General features: G+C 43.8%; 13 protein-coding genes. 5 read left to right on the top strand and 8 right to left on the bottom strand.

What is annotated here, in order from left to right:
* Positions 1 to 21 precede the first annotated feature (21 nt).
* Positions 22 to 489, bottom strand: coding sequence for a tripartite tricarboxylate transporter TctB family protein (locus LOR49_RS13940; RefSeq protein ID WP_240377367.1), 468 nt, complete (start codon positions 487 to 489; stop codon positions 22 to 24).
* Positions 490 to 506: 17 nt separating this feature from the next.
* On the bottom strand, positions 507 to 2,027 hold the full coding sequence (locus tag LOR49_RS13935) for a tripartite tricarboxylate transporter permease (protein ID WP_240377365.1): 1,521 nt from the start codon (positions 2,025 to 2,027) through the stop codon (positions 507 to 509).
* A gap of 615 nt (positions 2,028 to 2,642) precedes the next feature.
* On the opposite strand from LOR49_RS13935, the gene LOR49_RS13930 reads away from it, so the two are divergent.
* Entirely contained in the window at positions 2,643 to 3,887 is a 1,245-nt protein-coding gene (locus tag LOR49_RS13930) for a YbfB/YjiJ family MFS transporter (RefSeq protein ID WP_240377364.1), read from the top strand.
* Between the two features lie 215 nt (positions 3,888 to 4,102).
* Here the strand turns inward: LOR49_RS13930 and LOR49_RS13925 are convergent, their stop codons facing one another.
* Together LOR49_RS13925 and LOR49_RS13920 are read right to left on the bottom strand one after the other, a co-directional pair.
* Positions 4,103 to 5,002: an AEC family transporter gene (locus tag LOR49_RS13925; RefSeq protein ID WP_240377361.1), complete on the bottom strand. Its 900-nt coding sequence runs from the start codon at positions 5,000 to 5,002 to the stop codon at positions 4,103 to 4,105.
* Positions 5,003 to 5,520: 518 nt separating this feature from the next.
* Positions 5,521 to 6,990, bottom strand: coding sequence for a potassium/proton antiporter (locus tag LOR49_RS13920; RefSeq protein ID WP_240377359.1), 1,470 nt, complete (start codon positions 6,988 to 6,990; stop codon positions 5,521 to 5,523).
* Positions 6,991 to 7,147: 157 nt separating this feature from the next.
* Between LOR49_RS13920 and LOR49_RS13915 the strand changes: the two genes are divergently transcribed.
* The 3 genes from LOR49_RS13915 to moaC all read left to right on the top strand — a co-directional run bounded on the left by LOR49_RS13915 (position 7,148) and on the right by moaC (position 9,484).
* Positions 7,148 to 7,471, top strand: a complete 324-nt coding sequence (locus LOR49_RS13915) for an ion channel (RefSeq protein WP_240377357.1) — start codon at positions 7,148 to 7,150, stop codon at positions 7,469 to 7,471.
* A 171-nt stretch (positions 7,472 to 7,642) separates the two neighbouring features.
* A complete protein-coding gene (locus tag LOR49_RS13910; RefSeq protein WP_240377452.1) occupies positions 7,643 to 8,944 on the top strand; it encodes an NCS2 family permease in 1,302 nt (433 codons plus the stop codon).
* 45 nt (positions 8,945 to 8,989) lie between these two features.
* Positions 8,990 to 9,484 carry a cyclic pyranopterin monophosphate synthase MoaC gene (moaC, locus tag LOR49_RS13905; RefSeq protein WP_240377354.1) on the top strand — a complete coding sequence of 165 codons (495 nt, stop codon included), beginning with the start codon at positions 8,990 to 8,992 and terminating at the stop codon, positions 9,482 to 9,484.
* A gap of 163 nt (positions 9,485 to 9,647) precedes the next feature.
* On the opposite strand, the gene cynS is transcribed toward moaC, so the two are convergent.
* The 4 genes from cynS to LOR49_RS13885 form a co-directional block, all read right to left on the bottom strand.
* Positions 9,648 to 10,106 carry a cyanase gene (cynS, locus tag LOR49_RS13900; protein WP_240377352.1) on the bottom strand — a complete coding sequence of 153 codons (459 nt, stop codon included), beginning with the start codon at positions 10,104 to 10,106 and terminating at the stop codon, positions 9,648 to 9,650.
* Between the two features lie 171 nt (positions 10,107 to 10,277).
* Positions 10,278 to 10,604 (bottom strand): DUF1516 family protein, encoded by a 327-nt coding sequence (locus tag LOR49_RS13895; protein ID WP_240377350.1) that lies wholly within the window; start codon positions 10,602 to 10,604, stop codon positions 10,278 to 10,280.
* A 140-nt stretch (positions 10,605 to 10,744) separates the two neighbouring features.
* Positions 10,745 to 11,314 carry a DUF421 domain-containing protein gene (locus LOR49_RS13890; RefSeq protein ID WP_240377349.1) on the bottom strand — a complete coding sequence of 190 codons (570 nt, stop codon included), beginning with the start codon at positions 11,312 to 11,314 and terminating at the stop codon, positions 10,745 to 10,747.
* A gap of 56 nt (positions 11,315 to 11,370) precedes the next feature.
* Positions 11,371 to 13,530 carry a type IA DNA topoisomerase gene (locus LOR49_RS13885; RefSeq protein WP_240377348.1) on the bottom strand — a complete coding sequence of 720 codons (2,160 nt, stop codon included), beginning with the start codon at positions 13,528 to 13,530 and terminating at the stop codon, positions 11,371 to 11,373.
* 217 nt (positions 13,531 to 13,747) lie between these two features.
* Here LOR49_RS13885 and LOR49_RS13880 point away from each other — a divergent pair, with 217 nt between their 5' ends.
* Positions 13,748 to 14,554, top strand: coding sequence for a 2OG-Fe dioxygenase family protein (locus tag LOR49_RS13880; RefSeq protein WP_240377347.1), 807 nt, complete (start codon positions 13,748 to 13,750; stop codon positions 14,552 to 14,554).
* Positions 14,555 to 15,044 lie beyond the last annotated feature (490 nt).

Genomic DNA, 15,044 nt, shown 5'->3' with positions numbered 1-15,044 from the left:
CTTTCTTATTAATAAAGCTGTTTAGATTAATATCCCTTCAGGCGTCGGCACGCTGATTAATACTCTAAAAACAATATAGATAAAGATTGTAATCACCGCACAAACCAAGAAACTTCGCCCCAAGCTTTTAATAGAACGATCTTTCCCGAGCAACCAAGAAACGAGTGTCATTGTAATTAAACTTGATACATAAAAGCCAACGATGGGAATAGCAATAATAAATAAGACCGAACTGACAAATACTCCAGTTATCCTCCGCCAATTGGCAGGTGACTGCTTCTCCTCTTCGGTATTCTGTTTATTGATTACAGCCTTCAATAAAATAACAACGCTTAGAATAACCATGACACCTTCTATAACCCACGGAAAAACATTACTTGGGTATTGAAAATTCAGACTCTGCCAAATTAATAATATAGTAATAAACAGCGTCACTAAACCAAGATAGAAATCTTTATGTTGGTAAACTGTTCGTGAAGATTTATTCAATGAGTACCCTCCTTTCTTTATCTACTCTTACTATCTGCCCTGCGTTTATATTTCATTAATAAACTCGGTAACCCTAAAGAAACAATGGTAAGAATAATAAAGACCAAAGAGATAGGACGCAATACGAACACTTGAAGGAATGAGTTCTCACTGCTTGCCATCAATAAAGATTGCACTAATGAACTTTCGGCTAACGGAGCTAGTATCAGGCCTAAAGCAATTGCACCATTATTCAATCCTACTCGCTTTCCTAAAAAGCCAATGACACCAAAAATAACCATCACCGTAACGTCCAGCATACTGTTTCTTAATGAATACGTGCCAATTACCGACAATACAACCATCCCGGCAATGACATACTTAGCCGGTATAGTTAATACCTTTACAGTTACTTTGATAAGGAAGTAGCCTACTACAAGTAATAGAATATTAGCCAATAAAAAAGATATCATGAACGTGTAAACAATATCACCGTGGTTTGAGAACAATTTTGAACCCGGCTGAATACCATGGGTGAGCAGAGCCCCCATCATAATAGCAGCACCGGCCCCGCCAGGAATTCCTAGTGTCAGAGTTGGGATCAGCATCCCACCTATGCTGGCGTTATTCGCCGATTCACTCGCCACCATGCCATCTGTAATACCTGTACCGTATTTCTCAGAGTTTTTACTCCATCTTTTTGCTTCGGTGTAGGACACCATTGATGCAATCTCCGCACCTGCTCCAGGCAAAATGCCGACAATTGAGCCAATTAAAGAGGATCGAGTTAAATTGAGTTTACTTTTTCTTAAAATTCTAGCAGTTACTTTTTTAAATATTCCCTTTTTGGCAGTGTAATTTGCCACAGTTGATTTCATGGAAGCAGCTAGGACAAGCATCTGCGAAAATGCAAACAGCCCAATCATAGCAGCGATAATATCAATTCCTTGCATTAAAGGGTAATAATCGAAAGTAAAGCGCGGTGTCGCTGTAATTGGATCCAACCCTATCATCCCAGCTAATAAACCAATGACACCCGAAAGTACTCCCTTAAAGACAGCTCCCTGGGATAAGGATGCGATCGTTGTCAATGCAAAAATAGTTATCCAAAAATATTCAGGTGCTCCAAGCTGCAAAGCTATACGCGAAAGAGGTATCGAGAAAAACATCAAACATATTGAACCGATAATCCCGCCAATAACCGAGCTAATGAGTGATGTATTTAACGCCTTATCAGCTTCGCCTCTTTGACTCATTGGATAACCATCAAATGTGCTCGCAACAGAAGCCGGTGTACCCGGTGTGTTGAGTAAAATTGCTGAATTACCACCTCCATACACTGCCCCAACTCCTATCGCCGCAAGCATAGCCAAACCTGTTGATGGGCTCATTCCAAAGGTAAACGGAACAAGGAGTGCTGTTGCCATCGCTGCCGATAAACCCGGGACAGCTCCAACAATGATCCCAGCAGCCAGAGCCAGAATAATTATTAGCAAATTAAAAGGAGTAAATGTATTAGTAAGACCTATTACAAAAAATTCCAACATTTCACTTCCCATTTTTCCCCTCCTCACAAAAACTAAGTTCATGTTGTAAATAATCTCTGGAATAGTATTGATATAAAACAAGAGATTGATTTTATAAATATATTTTTTGAAAAAAATGTTAATTCATTAAGTTGAAAGCGCTACCTTTCTTATTTTTCAGAAACCATTTTTAATTAAAACAATACTATAACACGGCATTTCTTTACACAAGAGTGCAATTTAAAGCATAAATGCTTTAAACAAAAAAAGTGTTCAGCCATATGAATTACGATATGGAATACATATAATTTTAATAATAATATATTTAAATAGCAACAACTTTTGAATTATTTTGCTTTATCTATACAAAAATAACTGATTTCCTTCCTGAGAGTGCGACTTTTAAGTATTGAATTATAATACATTATTAGCGTCCTCCCATTTCATTTGTTTTTTCTTCATAATTTTTCAAAAGCGTATTATATTCTCTTGATAGATGAAAAATGTACTTGATTATCGATATTGAAGTTTTAAATACTTAAAATCACCTCGAGTAATCTCTACTCTTGTCAATTTAGACAATGGTAGAGCCAACAGTCTATGATAGAATGAGAGTTAGTCTGGAATAGTAGATAGGATGTGTCGAAAATGTCTATTACAGCCTCATCCAAAAAAGAGATGCTTTCTGTCCTCGTGGCAGGGATAACGGTTCTATTGATCGTGATGGGTATCAACCGTTTTGCTTACACTCCGATTTTACCACTGATGGTTGATCACACCTCTCTTAGTAATGAAGCTGCCGGTTACCTTGCTTCAAGTAATTATTTTGGCTACTTAGCCGGTGCCCTGCTTGGTGGTGTCTTTGCTTGGAAAAAGGGAGAGGCTTTTTACGTGTACCTTCACTTAGCAGTGAATATTGCGTCCACTTTTTTAATGGGGTTGACCGAACAAGAGTGGCTCTGGCATATTCTCCGGTTCACCGGCGGTTATACGAGCGGTATCGTGTTCGTGTTAATTTCAAGCATTGTTATGAATGCACTCGTACGTGCCGGCTATTCCCGATGGACGGGGCTCTTTTTCGGGGGTGTCGGGCTCGGCATTATGAGCACCGGGATTCTTGTTCCCATCACTTTTCCGCTTTTCGGCTGGGACGGAGTCTGGATATGCCTTGGTATTTTCTCACTTCTACTTGTAGGACTCATTCGGAAAAGGTTGCCGGCTGATCCACGGCCCACACAACCAGCGAATAAGCAGTCATCTAGTAAAGGGCACAAAAGCAAACTATCATTCCGCAAAAGTTCGCTTCCATGGCTGAGCCTTGCTTATGGACTGGAAGGCATCGGCTATGTAATTAGCGGTACATACTTAGTTGCCTTTGCAGCCGATATTCCACTGCTTGCATCGTATCCATCACTCACCTGGGTTATGGTTGGTGCTGCCGCCGCTCCTTCTTGCGCCTTATGGTCAAAAATATCCGCCCACATCGGCACATTGCCTTCCCTTCAAGCAGCTTTTGCACTTCAAATCGTCGGTGTGCTAGTTCCTGTAGTATTTTTCAACGCTGTTGGGGCATTGATTGGCGCGCTATTATTCGGAGCAACGTTTATGGGTATTGTTAACCTAACGATGGCGGAAGCCCGTGAGATCGCACCCGATTCCAGCAGCGGTATTATCGGAGGACTCACATTCTTATATGGGATCGGCCAAGTGCTCGGTCCAGCCGCTGCCGCCTTTTTCATCTCGGTGACGTCAGCGCTTACTGCCTCGTTTTATTTCGCAGGAGTGGTTCTGATCATCGGTATTTTTGCGCTCGGCATCGCCCATTCTATTGAAAAAAAAACAACACGACTGGGGGATTTCTCTCATAAAAAAACGATTGAATCTTCGAATTAATTCCCCTCCCAATTCGGCTTTCCCAAATCAATAAATACCCTCCGTGCCACATAAAGGAACAGGGAGGGTATGATTGTTAGATCTACAGAATATAATCGTTTACTGGATAATGACAGAAAAACACAAAGTCAATAACATTAAATACGGTTATAAACAACATTACCCAAACCATCACCAAGCCCTCGCAGAAGCAAATATTTTAACCCTATTGCTTTTTATGCCCCAAGCAATGTAAGGAGCAGCCACAACGTCGGGACACTCGCGATCGTCGTGACGAGCGTGATACTGGAGACGAGCTGCGGACTAGAATCAAACTGGACGGCTATCATCGCAATCGTCGCTGCTGTCGGCATTGCAGCTGATACAATAATGACAGTGCTTAAGAGACTATTCGTCTGCAGAAGAATCGTTAAGAGAAACGCAACCACTGGGGATACAGCAAGCCTGAGAGTTGTCCCGATGCCGACCATTTTCCAGTCGAGGGCGCCGAGAGAAATTTTTGCGAGCTGCATGCCAAGCACAATCATGACAACAGGGATTGCCGCTTCCGCTAGCATATTAACCGCATCAAAGTACGATTCTTTAATGTGAACACCAAGCGTCTGCAAGATAACACCCGCAATCAATGCGTAGAAGACTGGCATTTTCAAAACGACGCGAAACGCATCCGCCGGGGTCAAACTGCTGCGATTCGCAAGATACACGCCAGCTGTGTTCATGATAAGCGATTGAATAACCATGAAAATGATGGAATAAGCAAATGCCTCTTCTCCAAACGCAAACAACACTAGCGGTGCGCCGTAATTCCCAGAATTCATAAACGTGGTCGCGAGCGTCATCCCACTCTCCGTGCTCGTTTCCCATTTGAACAAGATACCAAGCAGCTTGTTTAGCAGAATCATAACAATTAAAAAAATGAGGGAAAATGCAAAAATTAAAAATAAATCTTTGTTTGCCTCTGTCGTATAAAAAGTCCGGAACACGAGTGCAGGTGTTAAAATATAAAGCGCTACTGCCGAAACAGAGCGCACTTCTAATACTTGCTTTTTTTGCAAGAGAAATCCCGCCGTAAAAATAAGCACGATTGGAACTAATACATTAATAAATACAGCCATTCTACCCCGCCTTTAAGAGTGCCGGAACACCTTGATGATCATGGATTACTACCTCTGCTTTATTAAGCCCACCTGTTCTCCGTGGACGTCGTTATTTTCAAGAATTTTCTTTTTCGCAACACCAAACGCTTCCTATAACGCTTCTATTTGCAAGTTAACACTTTTTCACAGCGTCATACAGTCGCTATAACGTCGCTATTTTAAGCAAATCGTTTTTTCATGACGTCATACGACCTTTATGAAGTCGTTATTTTTAATAAACTATTTTTTACGACGTCATATACGTACAATGACGCTACTATTTTTAACCAAGTCTCTTTTTCACGACATCATTTGCTTCCTATAGCGCCGTCATTCCACGTAACATCTTATTTCACTGCGTCATACAAGCTAGCACTATAGCGTAGTATACATCAAGTTTTTCTTAACATGGTTAGGACAATACTCTCGGTACACTATTTTTGCGCAGCCGCAACAGACTTCTATTCGCTCTGGACGGAGGCTTCCCGCGGTCCTCATCAATCGGCTCGCAGCAGTTGGCGAAGTTGGCGTTTCTGGCTGCGCGCGACAAGGATGTAGAGATAGTCGTCTTCCTGAATGACGGTCTCGCCGTATGGAGTCACGAGCTGGCCGTCACGCACAATGGCACTAATCAAAGCCGACTTCGGGAAATTAATGTCATTCAGAGTCTCCCCGACGATCGGGGTACTGTCGTCGGTTTTGAATTCAATAATTTCGGCATTTGCCTTTCCGATTGAAACAAGCTCAAGTGAATGATGCGGCGCATCTTTTTTCGGCCCGGACAGCCCGAGTAATTTAGCGATTTTTGAGATAGAAGCGCCTTGAATAAGCGCTGATGTAAGCACAATAAAGAAGACCACGTTAAAAATCATCTTCCCGCTATCGATGCCCGCGACGATCGGAAACGTCGCAAGCACAATCGGCACTGCCCCGCGTAAGCCCGCCCAAGATAGAAACGTCTTTTCTTTCAATGAAAATTTCATTCCTAAAGTCGCGAGAAAAACCGCAAGCGGTCGTGCTGCGACAATTAAAATCGCGGAGAGAACCAAGCCGTTCACTATGACCGGAATCGAAAGTATTTCTTCCGGAAAGGCAAGAAGTCCAAGAATAATAAACATAAGTATTTGCGCCATCCAGGCAAATCCTTCATTAAAGCGAAAAATCGAATGACGATAGGTAATCTCGGAATTCCCAACAATAATCGCTGCGATGTATACAGCTAAGAGGCCGCTCGCTTGAAAGAGCGATGTAATCGAGTACGTCAAAAGTGCAAACGAGAGCGCAAAAATCGGGTACAAGCCACTCGAATCAAGGTTAATCCGATTAATCGCTGCGGTCGCAAGCTTCCCGAAAATGAGTCCCATCAGTACACCTGCACCCATTTGCCAAAAAAAAGAACCTGCGAGAACCCAATAGTTAGGTTGGTCAATAACAATTAATTCGATAAAGATAATGGTCAAAAGCATCGCCATCGGGTCGTTTGAGCCGGATTCTGCCTCGAGTGTTGCTGCCATTTTCGTATTAATATTTCGTTCTTTCAACGACGCAAATACCGCCGCGGCGTCCGTAGAACCGACAATCGAACCGAGAAGTAGCGCCTCGAGCCAGCTCAGATCCATAATGACTTTCGCAGCAATTCCGACAACGAGTGAGGTAATAACCACGCCGATTGTTGCCAGTGACACGGCCGGCTTAATGATCGGGCGCACTGTTTTCCACGTCGTGTGGGTTCCCCCTTCAAATAAAATAATAACGAGCGCGAGAATACCGACAAGCTGCGCCTGTTCGGCATTATCAAAATAAATAATCCCGAGCCCGTCACTTCCAAACAACATCCCAACTAAAATAAACAGAACGAGAGAAGGCATCCCGAGCCGCGACGAAAATTTCGTTACTGTCACTCCTACAATCAATAACAATGCTGCCAATAATATAATTGAATTAATGTCCAAACTCCCGCCGCTCATGGCATCCCCTCTCTCTGCTTTTCTCCCTTTCTTATTATTTTATCATAGTTCCAAGAGGTTCAAGAGAGATTTGCACTGGCCCTCACCTGGAACGTCTTCTTTTTTTCCTTCTCTCATAGGCTATACAAGCTGTTATTTTATACGGGGGTATAAAACGATGAGAGAGCTCACATTATATAGGAAAAAAATAATCTATCTCAGCTTATTATTTCTGAACATCGCGCTTAGTTTCGCGTTCGTCTATCTCATTCTCGAAACCACCGGTGCCGGATTTATTATTGATCATTACAACCAACATGAAGAAATATCGGTTCTCGCGGTACTGTGGAAATTGATCTATTTCAGCGTCATCACGATGGCAGCTGTCGGCTACGGGGATCTCACTCCCATCGGCTATGCACAGCCGGTTGCCACCGTGCAAGCGATCTTCGGCTACTTATTCCCGATCATCCTCGTATTTGTGCTCACGTCTAAAGAATAAAAAAGATTATTTGCAGCCCCTCTCCACTAATAAGTGCCTTTTGGCGAGGCAATTTCTATTCAAGAAGAAAAAATTATTATAAATGCTTGTCACATCATAAAAAAACGAATAATATATGTAATGTGTGTTAAAATAGTTCGTTTTTGAGGTGGTATACGTATGTTTGACAAGCTGTTTAACTTACAGGCTAACAACACAACGATTAAAACCGAAATTCTTGCTGGATTTACAACATTTTTGACGATGGCATACATTATCGTCGTTAACCCGATTATCTTATCGGATGCTGGAGTTCCATTTGAACACGTTTTTATCGCAACGATTATTGCTTCTGTTATCGGAACGCTTTGGATGGCGTTGTTTGCCAACTATCCAATTGCCGTTGCCCCTGGCATGGGATTAAACGCCTATTTTGCTTATTCGGTCGTCGGCGCCAATGATCAGATTGGCTACGAAATTGCCTTTGGGGCTGTCTTTGTATCAGGGATAATTTTCATTATCTTATCGCTTACTCCGTTTCGGGAGAAACTAATTGAAGCGATACCCGCTAATTTAAAGCACGGCATCACTGCGGGGATTGGTTTATTCATTGCTTTCATCGGACTTCGTATGAGTGGATTAATTGTCGCTCATCCGGAAAACCTCGTCGCGCTTGGGGATTTACAGTCACCCCCTGTCGTATTAACATTAGTCGGGCTTGGAATTACGATTGTTTTGATGGCGTTAAATATTAACAGTGCTCTATTTCTCGGAATGATAACGACAGGAATTATTGCCTTTTTCACTGGGCAACTCCGGTTTGACGATGGCATCACTTCCGCACCACCAAGTCCGGAATGGTTTATTTTCGGCTCTCCCTTGCAAGCATTTGTCGATGTCGTTCAATATGGGCTTTATGCGGTCGTTTTCTCCTTTCTCATCGTGACGATATTTGATACAACAGGGACGATGATTGGTGTCGCAGAGCAGGCAGGTCTTATTAAAAATAATAAGATGCCGCGTGTCCGTCAGGCTCTTTTGTCAGATGCAGTCGCGAAAACAGTTGGGTCTATTTTTGGGACAAGTCCCACGAGTGCGTACGTTGAATCCACAGCGGGGGTGGCGGCCGGCGGCAGAACAGGGTTGACAACGGTGACGGTTTCCATCTTGTTTGTACTTGCCATTTTCTTCAGCCCTGCGGTTAATGCCGTATCGGGACTTCCTGCCATTACATCACCGGTCCTTATTATCGTCGGAAGCCTTATGATCGGGGTAGTCGCCGATATTAATTGGAAAGAATTTGACGAGGCATTTCCTGCTTTCTTAATTATATTAAGCATGCCTTTAACGTCGAGCATCGCCACAGGAATTGCGTTTGGTTTTATTTCATACCCGTTGATAAAGCTTGTGAAAGGGAAAGGAAAAGAGGTTCATCCACTCGTTTATATTTTTGGTGTCCTGTTTTTGTTCCAACTTGTCTTTTTGCCTCACTAAACGATCATGCTATACTGAGCGTAAACAACGTAAAAGGGTGAAAACATGACACAATTTACACATTTTAACGAGCAAGGCCGTGCGAAAATGGTCGACATCTCAGAGAAGAAGGAAACAGTACGGACGGCGCGGGCGCGCTCCAGTATCGAAGTGACGAAGGAAGTCTATGAACAGATTCAAGCAGGCACGAATAAGAAAGGTGACGTTTTCGCTGTTTCGCAGGTGGCAGGGATTATGGGTGCAAAAAAAACGGCAGACCTCATTCCGATGTGCCATCCGCTGTTCTTAAATGGAGTGGACATCTCGTTTGAATGGGATATCTCGGAAGACACCTACAGGATTCTCATAACCTCGGAAGTAAAGGTAAAAGGCAACACCGGCGTAGAGATGGAAGCGTTGACTGCCGCCTCTGCCGCAGCCCTGACCATCTACGATATGTGCAAAGCCGTCGATAAAGGCATGGTAATCGGCCAAACCTATCTGTTAAAAAAGACAGGCGGCAAAAACGGCGACTACGATAGAGACAATGCTCCAAAATAAATCGGGAAATTGCACGTAGCGGATCGATCCCAATGAACGTGAATTTGCAATAAAAATTAAAAAAGGAACCGGATTCTAAGTAAAATGTACCCTATAGAGTAGACAGTTAAAAAAGTCTACCTATAGGGTACTTTTTTGTATAAAAAAGCCTGTCACATTTCCATCACCACTTCCGATACGGCAGGAATTTCCCATCCAAGGTGATCACGACTCGGTCGCCGCTTGGATCTTCTTTTCTTTCCACATCTAATTCAAAGTCGATAGCACTCATGATTCCATCTCCAAATTCTTCATGAATAATCTCTTTCATCGTCGTTCCATATACTTGCGTAATCTCATGGAAGCGATATAGTAATGGGTCGGCCGGCACCGTGTCTTCGAGGGAGCCTTTCATTGGGATGTCCATTAAGAATCCAAGGAGAGACTCATCCAGATCCAAGTATTCAATCAATGCCCGTGCTTCTGTCTCATTCATAGAAGCCTGGCCTTGTATGACAGCCGCAACCCACACTTTATGGCGGCCTACCGCTTCAGCTATTTGCTCATATGTAACCCCTTTTTCCTTTTTCGCCGCCAGTATGATATCGGTCGGGTTGCTTAATTCGCCTGCTTTATTCGCCATTCAAAACCATCCTTCCTTGTACAGATATTTTCACTACCATTATAATAAAATAAATAATATTCTGCAAAAAGTGCACGGACAGCACCCATTTGCGTTGAACATTCCTTCCCCTTAACATACAAAAGCACCGGATCGGCTCTTCCTTTATCCAGTGCTTTTTTATCTGCTTATTTATCCGCCAAAACCCATTGATAACACAAGTGCCACGAGAATGATCCACAGAACCCAGAAGAACCCTGTTCCTTTTTGTTTTTTCTTCCGGACGACGAGCATTTCCATGATCCCGATTAATAATATGGCTAAAATCCCTTTGACGATGTAGTGTGCAGGAAAACTGAGAGACACCAACAAACCGATCCCGCTTATAATCATCACAAGTGCGAGCAGACGCTGCAACATCAGCGTAACTTTTTGTCCAGAGGCAAAGTAGCTGATTAAAAAGAATAAAATGAGTAAAAACCACGAGCTTGAATGCAATATACTGAATGTTTCATACATGACTGTTTCCTCCTCTTGTATGTAAAATTCTATAAGGTATAACCCACTCTCTAGCATAATGCACAGCAAACCGCCCCGCAAGCGTTTCTGCGAACGTTAATAGAAGTATCACGATTTCGCTTGCAGGCCAAGCTGTGGTCTTATTGATATTTCTTCCGGTTCGGCATGGGATGGCGGCCGGTCTTAGCTTCGGTAAATATGTTTTGTGGGTTTTCTACCTCAACAAGCTTCTGATTAAAAAACTGCTCCATATCTTCCACGGTAACCGGCCGTTTATGCGGCATCCATTCATAACCAATTTCCCCATTAGGTTCAAGTGTTGCTGTTTTCAAATCAGCGGCATTCGTGATCCCCTGTTGCCGAAGCCGCATTTCGAGTTGGTCCACAGTAAACCGAAGTTTTTTCAAGTCATCATATTGAATCTGACCATCCTTAACGACAACTTTGGACTTGCCTGTTAGAAACTTCTCTAACACATTTGACTTTACTTGTGCATATTCCATGACCAATAGGGCCGTGATGAAAATGGCCGAGGCGACGACTGTTTTCCACACTGACTTTTCGATAATAGGTTGAATAATAATCGAGCCGATTGAGATCATAATGACCGTTTGGGCTACCGTCATTTGGCTAATGGACTTACGGCCGGCAATACGCAGTAAAAGCAGTCCGCTAAATACGAGGATAACGGACTCCCACATGAAATTCATTTACCTTATCCCCCCGCTAGTTTGTTTGCTGGTAGTTTACGTCAATCGCAGGGTATTCATTCTTGGCGAGCGGGAAAGGCAAATTCGATTTTGTTATTTTTCAAAACGAGTTTGGCGTCAAACGTCCGTTTCCCTTTGAAACCTTTTAGCGTGCGTGTTTCGCCTTTTTCACAGAGCTGACGGATCTGCGCCGGGGTGATCTTTTTTCCTAAAATAGTGCGGGCGAACGTTTGACGGCAGCCATTCCGATACTCACTGCATCCATAAAAGCGGTCGTGCTCCAGGATATAGCCTTTTTGACAAGCTGGACAAGTAACAATCGGCTTCTGCCCTTGGCCGCTGCCTTTTCGCCGTGCCGGGGCCGGGAGACTCTCCGGATGAAGCGTCAGTTTCTCCACGTCACGCGGAGCAGATTCGATCAACTTTCTCGTGAAAGCAGCTGTCTGTTCAATGAACGTCTCTTTTTCTGCTTCTCCTTGGCCGATTTTTCGTAAAAACTGCTCCCATTTGGCTGTCATTTCCGGTTTAGACAAAAGCGTTCCGGCCACCGCTTCACATAGGATAGCACCTTTTTTCGTTACTTGGACGATATTTTTCTCGACGTGGATATACTCTTGGCGGATCAGCGTCTTAATGATCCCGCTGCGGGTCGCTTCTGTACCGAGCCCTTCTACTTCTTTTAAGATTGCTTTCGCCTCTTCATCTTCCTCAACAGCGCGTCCGCACGTTTTCATCATGTTGATCAGCTGTCCTTCGGTGTATGGCTTTGGCGGTTTCGTCATCTCTTTGACAATCTTCACCTCAGCCTCTGCTGTCATCCCTTTCGTAAGCGGCGGCAACTTTGGCAGCTCTTTTTCCCGTTTTTTCGGCGTTGAACGTTGAAACAACTCCTTCCAGCCGCGAACCGTTTCAACCTTGCCTTTGCTGTAAAACAAAAGCCCTTTCACATCGGTTGTGACGATTGTTTCTTCATATTGGTAATCGTGATGAAACATGGCCAAAACACTGCTTACAATCTCCAGGTATACATTACGCTGTTCTGTACGTAGCTTCTGCAAAGCTTCCGTTGTTGGGATTTTTTTCGTTGGAATAATGGCATAGTGCTCTTTTACTTTATTATTGTCGACGAAGCGCTTTTTTGGTTGCAAAGAAACCGGGGAAAATGTCTTCCCGGCAATCCGCTGATAATGCTCAATGTTGTCTTTCACATAGGCAAATTCGTTTGTCGTAATATATTCTGTATCCGTCCGCGGGTATGTAATCAGTTTAAGTGGCTGATCATAGAGAGACTGCGCGATCTCAAGCGTTTTTGACGGGCTGTATTTGTATTTTCTATTCATGACCGTCTGTAAACTAGAGAGCGAGTGCAGACGCGGCGGCTTCTCGCGTTTTTCCGTCACCCTCACCTCTTTGACACTTGCAGGGTCACGCCCGGTGATAGCATGCTTATCAAGAAGTTGTTGTCCTTCTTCTTCTTTTTGGCAGCGTACTTTTGCTTTGCCTTTGTACTGCCCTGCCTCCGCAGTGAATGATCCGTGAATTTCATAGTAGGGTTCGGGCTGAAATTGCTCGATTTCTAGCTGGCGGTCATAAATTAACTTAAGCGTCGGGGTCTGTACACGTCCGACACTAAAGACATGCTGTGCTCCCTTTTCTTGTAAAAGAAGCGTATAAAGACGACTTGCATTCATGCCGACTACCCAATCGGACAGTTGCCGTGCCTGAGCTTCATGGAAGAGTGAGAGATACGCCTCTCCCTCGCGCAGACGCTGAAAGCCTTTTTTTACCTCTTCTTTTTCCAAACTGTTAATCCACAGACGCTGTGTCGGTTTGCGGGACGCTCCCGCCTGTTCGATAATGCTGCGGGCAATGTTTTCCCCTTCCCGGTCACAGTCAGTGGCAATGATAATGCGGTCGGTTTCTTTTAAAAGTCGACGAACCACTTCGAATTGCTTGCGGGTCTTCGCATTCATTTTAAATTGGAATGTCTCCGGGATCATCGGCAGTTCCTTTAACTGCCAGCGTTTCCAGGCAGGTGTGTATTCCGCCGGAGCCCGCAATTCAACCAAGTGTCCGATCGCCCACGTCAGTATCGCACCCTGGGGAAACAGACCACAAGACGGAATCTCGATAAAACCGTTTCCTTTCCGTCCTTTCGGAAATGCCTCCGCATACGCTTGTGCCTGGCTCGGTTTTTCTGCTAAAATAACAGGCATGTTTTTCACTCCTTTATGAAAAGTCACAACCGTAATCGTGCTGCACTTGGGACCGTGGGCTGCACGCTTCCGTACGGAACTTATGTTCTTTCTTCTATTATAGAGGATAGCTGGCGCAAAGGGAATAGCAACGCCGTAAAATAAGTGGGCATCATGGTATACTAATAGAAAACACTGCTGTTCTAAGTGATTTATTTACTTGATGGAGGTTGTACGAGTGAGTTCTTTAAAAGAAACAGGATTTGCGTATTATGATCTAGGAAAGAAATTCACCTATGAAGGGGTTGAAAATGATTTAGCGGAGTTGCAAGATGCCTTTGATTCACTGCCTCCTGACGAATACGCCCCTCACTTAAACCGCTACCGTCGCTATGCGAGAGCAATCGTCATGCCGGGCACGCACCGGGTGGAGTGGCTGCCGGAAACAATCATTAACGGCGAACGTTATTATGAATATTTCCAAGGTAGCTTTAACCCTGAGTACAAGGGAGCATATCGCTGCTTCCCTTCCTTAACGAAAAAAACAATGGCAAACCACCTGCTAGAAGAGATCATCCGTTTTGATTTTAAAGAGACGTTTTGGATGAAAGAGGACGCGTTAATGCCAGTCCATGCGGGGATTCACTTTGTTAAATTGGCAGTGGAGAATGAGGGCGAAGTAGCTGTCTCCTCTCCGAACAACCTGCATCAGGACGGCGAACCGTTTACCTTTGCCCATCTCATCCGGCGCCGTAATATAAACGGAGGGATAAATGCGATTGCCACACCGAGAGAGCGCGGGAAAATGCCCAGTGACCTTCATCCCGATCAATTGCTGGCCCGGTTCTACCTTATGGAGCCGCTGGAGTCTTACGGTGTGTATGATCCACTTGTCTCTCATTACGTGGAGGAAGTAACGATCGGAAATGCGGCTGGTAGCGGGGAACGATCCGCTATCTTAATAGATTTCCAACCGACCGTGATCGCGAATCCTGATGAAATCCGGAGTATGCTCGGTGACACGAGCAGCATGCACCATGTGTGAACACAATTTTTTTGATGTTCTCGGCTGATAGCAGTAACAGCGGCGTTTCGCAAATAGTGTGGCGCCGCTATTTTTAAGATTGCTTGATTTCACAACGTCATACACTCCCTATGACGTTGCTATTATTGAGCAGTTCCCATTTAGCGACATCATAAGCTTACTATGATGTCGCTATTTCGGCTCTACTCTAATTTCACAGCTTCATACAGCCCCGATGACGTCTCTATCTTCGCTTCCCTCTGAAATAGAAGCATCATAGTCTTCCTAAGACACTGCTACTTCGTTCCTGTATGCATGTCACGATGTTTCCCTGCTTTGATTCCACTATTCCTTCTCTCATTCTCAGCTCTGATTTTTATTTTTAACATTTAAATGTTGCATAATCCCTTGACTTACACTCTAAATTTGCTTTAGAATAATCCGCAGATATTGATAATCATTATCATTTAGTTATTTTGCCTTGCGAATGTATTTATTTTTTTATCATCGG

It is taken from the genome of Bacillus piscicola (assembly GCF_022458745.1).
Classification (GTDB): Bacteria; Bacillota; Bacilli; order Bacillales; family Marinococcaceae; genus Alteribacillus_A; species Alteribacillus_A piscicola.
The sequence above is the reverse complement of the archived record's forward strand: the minus strand, read 5'-3'. Positions and strand labels throughout refer to the sequence as shown.